Source organism: bacterium (assembly GCA_036524115.1).
Lineage (GTDB): Bacteria > JAUVQV01 > JAUVQV01 > JAUVQV01 > DATDCY01 > DATDCY01.
In genome coordinates this window covers 1-9,178 of sequence record DATDCY010000233.1, presented here as the reverse complement: position 1 = coordinate 9,178, position 9,178 = coordinate 1, and the positions used below count along the sequence as shown (strand labels likewise).

Annotated in this window: 7 protein-coding genes; all 7 read left to right on the top strand. The window is 70.9% G+C overall.

Features of this window, described 5'->3' with window-relative positions; all coding sequences use genetic code 11:
- The coding region (locus tag VI078_11330) for a 4Fe-4S dicluster domain-containing protein (protein ID HEY5999873.1) at positions 1-396 on the top strand (396 nt) is incomplete at its 5' end.
- A 3-nt stretch (positions 397-399) separates the two neighbouring features.
- The gene (locus VI078_11325; protein ID HEY5999872.1) at positions 400-951 is read left to right on the top strand and encodes a hydrogenase iron-sulfur subunit; all 552 of its coding nucleotides are present in this window, start codon (positions 400-402) and stop codon (positions 949-951) included.
- Entirely contained in the window at positions 948-2,141 is a 1,194-nt protein-coding gene (locus tag VI078_11320; GenBank protein ID HEY5999871.1) for a (Fe-S)-binding protein, read from the top strand. The genes VI078_11325 and VI078_11320 overlap by 4 nt, the downstream gene beginning before the upstream one ends.
- Before the next feature lie 138 nt (positions 2,142-2,279).
- Positions 2,280-4,772 (top strand): CoB-CoM heterodisulfide reductase HdrA2, encoded by a 2,493-nt coding sequence (gene hdrA2, locus VI078_11315; GenBank protein HEY5999870.1) that lies wholly within the window; start codon positions 2,280-2,282, stop codon positions 4,770-4,772.
- A 12-nt stretch (positions 4,773-4,784) separates the two neighbouring features.
- Positions 4,785-8,252: a HEAT repeat domain-containing protein gene (locus tag VI078_11310; GenBank protein ID HEY5999869.1), complete on the top strand. Its 3,468-nt coding sequence runs from the start codon at positions 4,785-4,787 to the stop codon at positions 8,250-8,252.
- Positions 8,253-8,351: 99 nt separating this feature from the next.
- Positions 8,352-8,579, top strand: coding sequence for an AbrB/MazE/SpoVT family DNA-binding domain-containing protein (locus tag VI078_11305; GenBank protein ID HEY5999868.1), 228 nt, complete (start codon positions 8,352-8,354; stop codon positions 8,577-8,579).
- A gap of 3 nt (positions 8,580-8,582) precedes the next feature.
- Positions 8,583-8,963, top strand: a complete 381-nt coding sequence (locus VI078_11300) for a type II toxin-antitoxin system death-on-curing family toxin (GenBank protein HEY5999867.1) — start codon at positions 8,583-8,585, stop codon at positions 8,961-8,963.
- Positions 8,964-9,178: the final 215 nt, after the last annotated feature.

Below are 9,178 nucleotides of genomic sequence, written 5' to 3'. Positions count from 1 at the left end.
GCGCGGGCGCTGGCCGACGGCGCGATGGCCGCGGAGAACGCTGCGCTCGTCGCCACCGTCGCCACCGTCGCCACCGTCGCCACCGTCGCCACCGTCGGCGCGCCGGCGCCAGGCGACCGGCCCGCACCCCTGCTCCTTCCGGGCGCGGCCATCACAGCCGCCGCCATCGACGAGGCGCTCTGCCGCGGCTGCGGGACCTGCGCGAAGAACTGTCCGCAGGAGGCAATCGCGATGCAGCCGCGCCCCTCGGGGATCCCGCTGGCGCGCATCGAGCCGGCCGCGTGCACGCTCTGCGGGCGCTGTCTGGCGGTCTGCCCGGTGGGGGCGCCGGATGCCGCGTTCGCGGGTCACGCACAGCTGCGCGAAGCGCTGGCGGCGGCGCTGGCGGGGGAATAGATCATGGCCAAGGCTGCGGTCCGCGCTCGAAAGTCCGCCGGCGGCAAGACCATGGCGGCTTCGAAGTCGGCGCCGAAGACCATCGTGAAGGCCGAGGCGAAGCGCAAGCTGAAGGGCAAGACGGCGGCCGCCACGCCCGCCCCACGCATCGTCGTCTTCTCCTGCCAATGGGCGCCGCACTACGCGTTCCAGAGCCTCTACCGCCGCGGGCGGCGCGGCGAGGGCGAGGCCGTGCGCGTCATGACCGCCTGCATCGGGCGCGTCGGCGAGGACCTCGTGCTGGAGGCGTTCCGCCAGGGCGCGGACGGCGTCGCCGTCCTGTCGTGCCCCCACGACCTCTGCCGCCACGGCCTCGACCACAGCCGCTTCCAGGCGCGCCTCGGTGCGCTGCGCGCCATTCTGGCGACCCTCGGCATCCCGGCGGGACACCTGCTCGTCGGCGCCTTCCACCCGCATGAGGGAGAGCGGCTCGCCGAGGAGATCGAGCGCTTCACGGCGTTGGTGGCTGCGGACACCGCCGCCGACCGCGCCCCGGCGCCGGAGGACCCGCAGTGAGCCACGCGCCTGCGCCGACCGTCCGCCCCGCCGACCCGATGGACGCGCTGCGCCACGACCTCGCCGCCCTCGCGCGCAAGCGCAACCTGCGCCGCTGCTACGACTGCGGCAAGTGCACGCCGGTGTGCCCGGTGAACCTTGGCGGCTCGCTCTACTCCCCGCGCCGCCTCGGCCAGCGGGCGCTCGAGGACCCCGGGCCCGCGCTCCAGTCCGCCCTTTGGGACTGCCTCACCTGCGGCGCCTGCCGCGAGGCGTGCCCGCAGGGCGTCGACTTCCCCGGCTTCGTGCGCGACGCTCGCGCCCTGCTCCCCGGCGACGCCGTCATGCGCGAGTGCAGCCACGGCGGCGCGCTCCAGACCATCCAACGCCTGACCGCCGACCCGCGGCGCCGGCAGGAGCGCCTGCGCTGGGTTCCCGCCAACGCCGAGTGGGCGCGCAGCGGCGAGACGCTGCTCTTCACCGGATCGGCGCCCTACTACGACGCGTACTTCGGCTACCTCGGCGCCGCGGCGACCGCCGCCCCCGCGGCCGCGCTGCGCGTCATGAACCGCCTCGGCGTCGTGCCCGTCCTGCTCGAGCAGGAGCGCTCCAGCGGCCACGACCTGCTCTTCGCCGGGGATGCGGAGGGCTTCGCCCGGCTGGCGCGCTTCAACGCCGAGGCCATGCACGCCGCCGGCGTCAAGCGCGTCGTCACCACGTGCGCGGAGAGCTATCATGTCCTCGCCTTCCACTACCGGAGCGTCGTCCCCGGCTTCTCGCTCGACGTCGAGCACTTCCTCCCCTGGCTCGAGCGCGAGGCGGCGGCGCGCACGTTGGAGTGGCAGCCGCTCCCCGGCCGCGTCACCTACCACGACCCGTGCCGCCTTGGGCGGATGTCGGGCATCATCGATCCGCCGCGCGCCCTGCTCGCGCGCATTCCGGGCCTGGAACTGGTCGAGATGCGCCACCGCGGCATGAAAGCCCTCTGCTGCGGCACTTCGGCCTGGGTGCGCTGCGGCGCGACGAACAAGGCGATCCAGCTCGCGCGGCTCGACGAGGCCACCGCGACCGGCGCCGACACGCTGGCGACCGCCTGCCCCAAGTGCGTCATCCACCTGCGCTGCGCCCAGGCCGACCTCCCCGCCGGCCCTCTCCATAACCTTCAGCTCGTCGACGTCGCGGAACTGCTGGCGCGTTCGCTTGCGCCTTGAAACTGTATGTGTCACATGAACAGCGGAGGGGTGGCGCGAAGCGGGGGACCCCCGGCGGCGCGCAGCGGAGCGAGCACCGACGGGGGTGCGCAGCGACAGGACCCCGAAGCGCGCCTTGCCACGTGAAGGAGGAACGTCATGACTGAACCTGAACCGGCTCGCGCCCCCGACGGCGAAGAGCTGCGCATCGGCGTCTTCGTGTGCCAGTGCGGCGCCAACATCGCTGCCGCGGTCGACACGCGCGCCGTCGCGGACGTGGCGGCGAAGCTCCCCGGCGTCGCCTACGCCACCGACCAGCCGTACTCCTGCTCCGAGCCCGGCCAGGTCGGCATGAAGGAAGAGATCCGCAAGCGGGGCCTCAATCGCGTCGTCATCGCCTCCTGCTCGCCCCGGCTGCACGAGCCGACCTTCCGCGCCATGGTCGCGGACGCCGGCCTCAACCCGTATCTCATGGAGATGGCCAACCTGCGCGAGCAGGTGAGCTGGGTCCACAGCCACGACCGGCCGGCGGCGACCGCCAAGGCGATCGACCTGGTGAAGATGGCCGTGCGCCGCGCCAGCGCGCTGAAGTCCCTCAACGAGATGGAGGTCCCCGTCACGAAGCGCTCGCTCGTGGTGGGCGGCGGCGTCGCCGGCATCCAGGCGGCGCTCGACCTGGCGGACGCGGGCTACGAGGTGGTCCTGGTGGAGAAGCTTTCGAGCATCGGGGGCGTCATGGCCCAGCTCGACAAGACGTATCCGACCATGGACTGCTCGATATGAATCCTGGGTCCTAAAATGACGGATGCCGGTCGGCATCCACGAATCAAGCTCCTGACGCTCTCCGAGATCGAGCAGATCGGCGGCTACGTCGGCAACTTCAAGGTGCGGGTACGCCAGCGGCCGCGGTTTGTCCGCGAGAAGGAGTGCACCGCCTGCGGCGACTGCGCCAAGGTCTGCCCCCAGATCACGCCCAACGAGTTCGAGATCGGGCTGGCCACGCGCAAGGCGATCTACTCGCCGTTCGCGCAGGCCGTCCCCTCGGCCTACCTCGTGGACCCGGCCGTCTGCCTCGGGCAGGACCCGCTGGTCTGCGGCAAGTGCATCAAGGCCTGCAAGAAGCAGTGCATCGACTTCGACATGAAGGAGCAGCTCCACGAGTTCGAGGTCGGCACGATCGTCGTCGCCACCGGCATGGACGTCTTCGACCCGACGGCGATCGAGGAGTACGGCTACGGCCGCTTCCCGAACGTCGTCACCAGCCTGGAGTTCGAGCGGCTGATCAACGCCGGCGGCCCGACGCTCGGCGAGGTGGTGCGGCCGGGCGACCGCCAGAAGCCGCGGCGCGTCGCCTTCGTCCAGTGCGTCGGCTCGCGCAGCACCAGCGGCGCCGCCGGCTGCAAGCCGTACTGCAGCAACGTCTGCTGCATGGTGACGATCAAGGACACGCTGATGCTCAAGGAGCACTACCCCGACATGGAGGTCACGGTCTTCTACCTGGACATCCGCTCCTTCGGCAAGGGCTTCGAGGACCTCTACACGCGCAGCCGCGAGGCCGGCGTGCGCTACCTCCGGGGGCTGCCCGGCCTGATCGAGGAGGACGCGGACACCGGCTCCCTCGTGCTGAGCGTCGAGAACACCACGACCGGGACCTTGGAGCGACACGGCGCGGACCTCGTCGTGCTCTCGGTCGGCATCCTGCCGCGCGCGGACAACAAGCACCTGCAGGAGATGCTCGCCCTCCAGAAGACCTCCGATGGCTTCTTCCTGGAGGCGCACTCCAAGCTGATGCCGGTGGACTCGGCGACCCGCGGCGTCTTCTTCGCCGGGTGCGCGGAAGGGCCGAAAGACATCAAGGAGGCCGTGACGCAGGCCTCCGCCGCCGCGGCGCGCTCGATCCGCCTGATGTCGCACGGCAAGCTGCGCATCGAGGCGCTCACGGCGCAGGTCGACCAGTCGCGCTGCACCGCCTGCGGCATCTGCGCCAAGGTCTGTCCCTACAAGGCGATCCGCGCCGACGCGAAGGCCAAGACGAAGGCCACCGTCATCGAGGCCGCCTGCGCCGGCTGCGGCACCTGCTCGGCCGAGTGCCCCTTCGGCGCGATCGACATGAACCACTACGCCGACCGGCAGATCGTCGGCCAGATCGACGCGATCCTCGAGGAGGACCCGGCGGACAAGATCGTGACCTTCGCCTGCAACTGGTGCTCGTACGCCGGCGCCGACTTCGCGGGGGTCTCGCGCCTCCAATACCCCCCGAACGCGCGCCTGATCCGCACCATGTGCTCCGGCCGCGTCGACGAGAGCTTCATCTGGCGGGCGTTTCGCCTCGGCGCCCCCGTCGTGCTCGTCTCCGGCTGCCACTTCGGCGACTGCCACTACATCGACGCCAACCACTGGACGAAGAAGCGCGTCGAGAAGGTCTGGCGCCGCATGGAGGCCCTCGGCATCCGCAAGGAGCGCCTGCAGCTCGAGTGGGTGAGCGCCGCAGAGGGGCTGCGCTGGCAGGAGGTCATGCGCCGGATGGAGGAGCTGCGCCAGGGCGTGACCGCGGAGGAGATCGCCGCGACGGTCGCGGTCCTCTCGCAGCCCTACAAGGGCAAGAGCCCGCCGGCGCCGAAGGCTGCGGAGTCGGCTCCGGCCAGGACGTAAGGGGGCGGGACCATGTCGGCCCGGGAGGGACGCGCGACGCCATGTGAGCGCGCCACCCCTCGGGCCGGCCGCCCTGCTGGTATCCGCCGATCGCTGGGCACGCTCGCCGTTGCGCTCGTCACCGCGGCCTGCGCCGGCCATGGCCCAAGGCCGGAGGCATTCACGGCAGGCTCTGAAGCCGAGCGACTCCGTGCCATCGCCGCAATCAGCGGGTCGGCTGAGGCGACGGACGAAGTCGTCGCGGCGCTCGACACGTCTCTCGAGGACCCCAGTGCCGCCGTCCGCTGGGAAGCCGCAGGGGCGTTGGGCCGAATCGGTCCGCGCGCCGCAAGAGCCCTGCCCGCGTTGGAGCGCTGCGCGCAGGGCCGCCAAGACGCGCTCGCCCTTCGCTGCGCCCAAGCCGCCACCGGCATCGGCCCCCTCGCCTTGCCGGGGCTTCGCGCTCTGCTCGCCTCGCCGGATCCGGCGGCGCGGCGCAGGGGCGCGCTGGCCTTGACCGGACTCGGCCCGGCTGCCGCGCCCGCCGCGGACGACCTGATCTCGCTCCTGGGCGATGCCGATCCGGCGATCTCGGCTGCGGCGAAGGACGCCCTGGTCGCCATCGGCCCACCCGCCCTGCGTCCGCTTCTCGAAACGATCCGGGGGCAAAATACCTATTCCACGAGCCTGCGCTCCGCTGCCCTGGCCGCCATCGACGCCATGAAGCCCTACCCAGGCCCGCTGCTCCTTGAGCTGCTCGCTCGCGGCGGTGGAGACTCGATCTGGGCAGCCAGGCAAATCCGCCTCCAGGAGATGGAGGCGGACGCCCTCCCGGTGCTGATCCGCATCGCCGGGGAACGGTGGTGGAATACGACGTGGGCAGTCAGCGTATTCAGTGTCCTCGGCGACAAGGCCGCGCCAGTGATCCCCGCACTTGTCGCACGTCTCGACAACTCGGGGGGCGCGGCCCTGGCCGCACTCTGCGCCATGGGAGCAGCGGCAATGCCGGTGGCGGAGCAGTTGTTGGCGGCGGAGGCCGAGCAGAGCCGAATCCAGGGAATCCGGATCCTCGGTGCGATGCGGCCGCTGCCCGTGACCCGCCTCCTCGAGCTCGCGCACGGCGATGACGAGACACTCAGGGGATGGGCCACTGAATACCTCGGGCGTGCGCAGGATGTCGATGTCTCGACGCTGCTCGTCCTCTCTCGTGACGAGGACCCGAAGATCAAACGCACCGCGGTCCACCATTTGGAGGGAGTCTCCGCGATGAGCGACAGCGAGATCCAGGAGGTCCGGCTTCTGCTCCTCGCTGACGCCGACAAGTGGATCCGTGCGAGCGCCGCCCGCGCACTCGGCCAGATCCGTCCCGCCCCTCGCCACGCCACGTCCGCCCTGGTCCAGGCCCTTGCCGACCCCGAGAAGGAAGTCCGGGATGCAGCCGTTGCGAGCTTGGCGCGGATGAGCGAAGAAGACCTCCCCGCGCTCCTGGACGCCTTTCGCAACGAAGATGGGGAAGCGCGCGCCGCCGTGCTGGCCGTCTTCTCGATCAGGCGTGCGGAGGCCCTGGTCACCGACGTGCTCGAACGCGGATTGCGTTCGCGACTTGGCGAAGACGACCCCGCCGTGCGCACGGGCGCGGCCCTCGCACTGCTGACTGTCGGGCGCGGGGGCCCCCAGGAGGTCACCATAGCGACGAGCGTCCTTCGTTCCAGCGACGAAACGCTCGTGCGTCTTGCGCTCGGCGCATTGCGCGACGCCGGCTCAGTGGCTGCCGCTGCCCTGCCGCCTCTCCTGGAAAGTGGTTCCGGCGCAAGCGAGCCTCTGTCAGGCGAGTATCTCAAGACCCAGGCCAGCGTCGGCCGGCGCGACCCCAGCCTCATCCCCGTCTACATCGACGCCTTGCGGCGCGGCGTCGGGGCCGAAGCAGCGCGCGCGGGCATGGAGTGGTTCAACGACGACGCCATCGCCCCGCTCGTGAACCTCCTCCAGGAGCAGGACGTGAAGGGAATGCCCGAGCTTGAGAAGGCCATTCTCGGTCATGGCCAGGGTGCGGTTCCGGCGCTGGAGGCCCTCCTCCGTGGTGACGCGACCGCAGTACGACGCGCCGCCGCGCTCCTCTGCCGGCTGGATCGGGTCACTCCCCAGGCCGTGGACGTCTTCCTGGATGTGCTGCGGCAGGATGCGTCGAGCGAGTGGCAGCAGGCCCTCGCCTGCCTGGAGATGGCGGGGCCGGCCCTTGCGCCCCATGCGGACTTCCTCATGGGACTGTACGCGCGGATCGACACTCCCGAGAAGGTTCACGTGATGCAGGCCCTTGCCGCCTGCGGCGAGGCCGCACGGCCCTTCGTTCCCGTGTTGATCGCGGCTCTGGAAGCTCACGGCGGACTGGCCGAGGACCCCAAGGCAAGAAGATGGCAAAGGACGGAGGCCAGGCAGGAGCAGGAGCGGCTCAGGTACGCCGCGATCGAGGCCGTCGGCCGGCTTGGGGCCGTCGCGGCGGACGCCGTGCCGGCCCTGACGCGCCTTGCCGCGGTGCCGTCCGGGAAGCGCGAAAGCAGTCAGCTCCCGGCAATCGCCGCGCTCGGCCGGATCGGTCCGGCAGCCCACGCTGCCATCCCGGCACTCTTGCCGTTCCTCGATGATCCCGGGCGACTCGGCGACGGGGCGTGGGAAGCCCTGACCGCCATGGCGGCACCGCCCGACATCCTCGCGCCGCGCTGTCTGACGCTCCTTCGCACCGCGCAGCAGGGGCAGCGCTTGCGCCACGCGCTGCGCTACCTCATCGACCTGCGCTACGAGGATCCCGCCTTCCTTCCCCTGCTCGAGCAACTCGCCCAGGGTGAAACGCTCGCGTTCGAGGCAACTCAGGAACTGAGGCGCCGGCGTCCCCCCGCCGGCGGACCGCCGCTCGATGCCCCGGTGCTGCTGACCCCCGCCTTGCTCCGCCACGGCGTGGAGCTCAAATGGGGACCCGGCGTTCCGAAGGCAACCGGCTACCGGCTCTACCGCCGCGAGGAGCCCGACGGCGATTGGGACCTGCTCCAGGAGGTCGCGCCGCCGGGCTTCACCGATCGCGCAATAGAGCCTGGCACGAGCTACGCCTATCGGGCCGAGGCCTTCACCGCCGACCGCGACGGGCGTTCCTCAAACGTCCAGCGGATCGCAATTGAGGGCACCGCCATCAGGGAACAGCTCGCCCCCCCGACGGGGCTCACAGTCGAGACCGCCCTGGTCCGGCGGGGCGACCGGGACGTGCGCGTGGCGCGGCTCGCCTGGGAAGCGCCCCGCGGCTGGGCGTGCGCCGGTTATGTGATCTTCAGGGGGTTGACCGGATCGAACCAGTTCGCCACCGTTGCTGTCACCCGCTCGACCTCGTTCGTCGACGAGAAGATCAATGCCGACTTCAGCCTCAGCTACTTCGTTCGCGGCATCGACGCCGCGCTCCGGAAGTCCGAGGCGTCGAACGAGGCCGTGGCGGCCGCGGCCGCCCGCGACCGGTGACACCAGCGCACGAAGCCCGCGATGGGGCTACCCGGCTGCCTTGCCACGACACGCTCGTGGTAGTACATTGTGGATACGGGTATCGGGGAGAGGACGGCGATGATCAAGAAGCTCACGCGCCATGGGAACAGCCTCGCGCTCGTCATCGACAAGGGCGTGCTCGACCTGCTCGAGATCACGGCAGACACCCCGCTGGCGGTGACGACCGACGGCAAGGCGCTCATCGTCTCGCCGGCTGCAACGGCGCAGCGGCAGCGCCGCTTCAACGCCGCCCTTGCCCGCGTGAACCGCCGCCACGGGGGGGCCCTCAAGCGCCTGGCGGAGTAGCGGGTGGCCCCGCTGCTGCTGACGCTTGACGAGGTCCTCGCGATCCACCGCGACCAGATCGCGCGCTACGGGGGCCGCGGCGGCCTGCGGGACGTCTCCCTGCTCTCTTCGGCTGTTGCCATGCCGGGCGCCGGGTTCGGCGAGGTCGCCTTCCATGGCGATCTCTTCGAGATGGCGGCCGCCTACCTCTACCACATCGCGCGCAACCACCCTTTCGTCGACGGCAACAAGCGCACCGCGCTTGCGGCGGCGCTCGTCTTCCTTGACCTGAACGGCATCCGCATCGACGCCACGGAGGACGACCTCGAGGCCCTCGCGGTCGGGGTCGCCGCGGGCCGCATCGGCAAGGCGGCTGCGGCGGAGCGCTTCCGGGGGGGCGGCTGAGCGATGAAACAGAGAAGACTCATCCGCTCTGGCAGACGAGACTGACCGTTCTGGGCACATTCCTGCCATTGACATCGCCAGTGTCTCGCCGTATTTTGGTGGTATGAAAGTCAAGACATCTATCACCCTCGCCGAGGACCTTCTCGAGGCCATCGACCAGCAGGCCGGCCCCAGGAAGAACCGCTCGGACTTTATCGAGACGGCGGTCCGAGCCT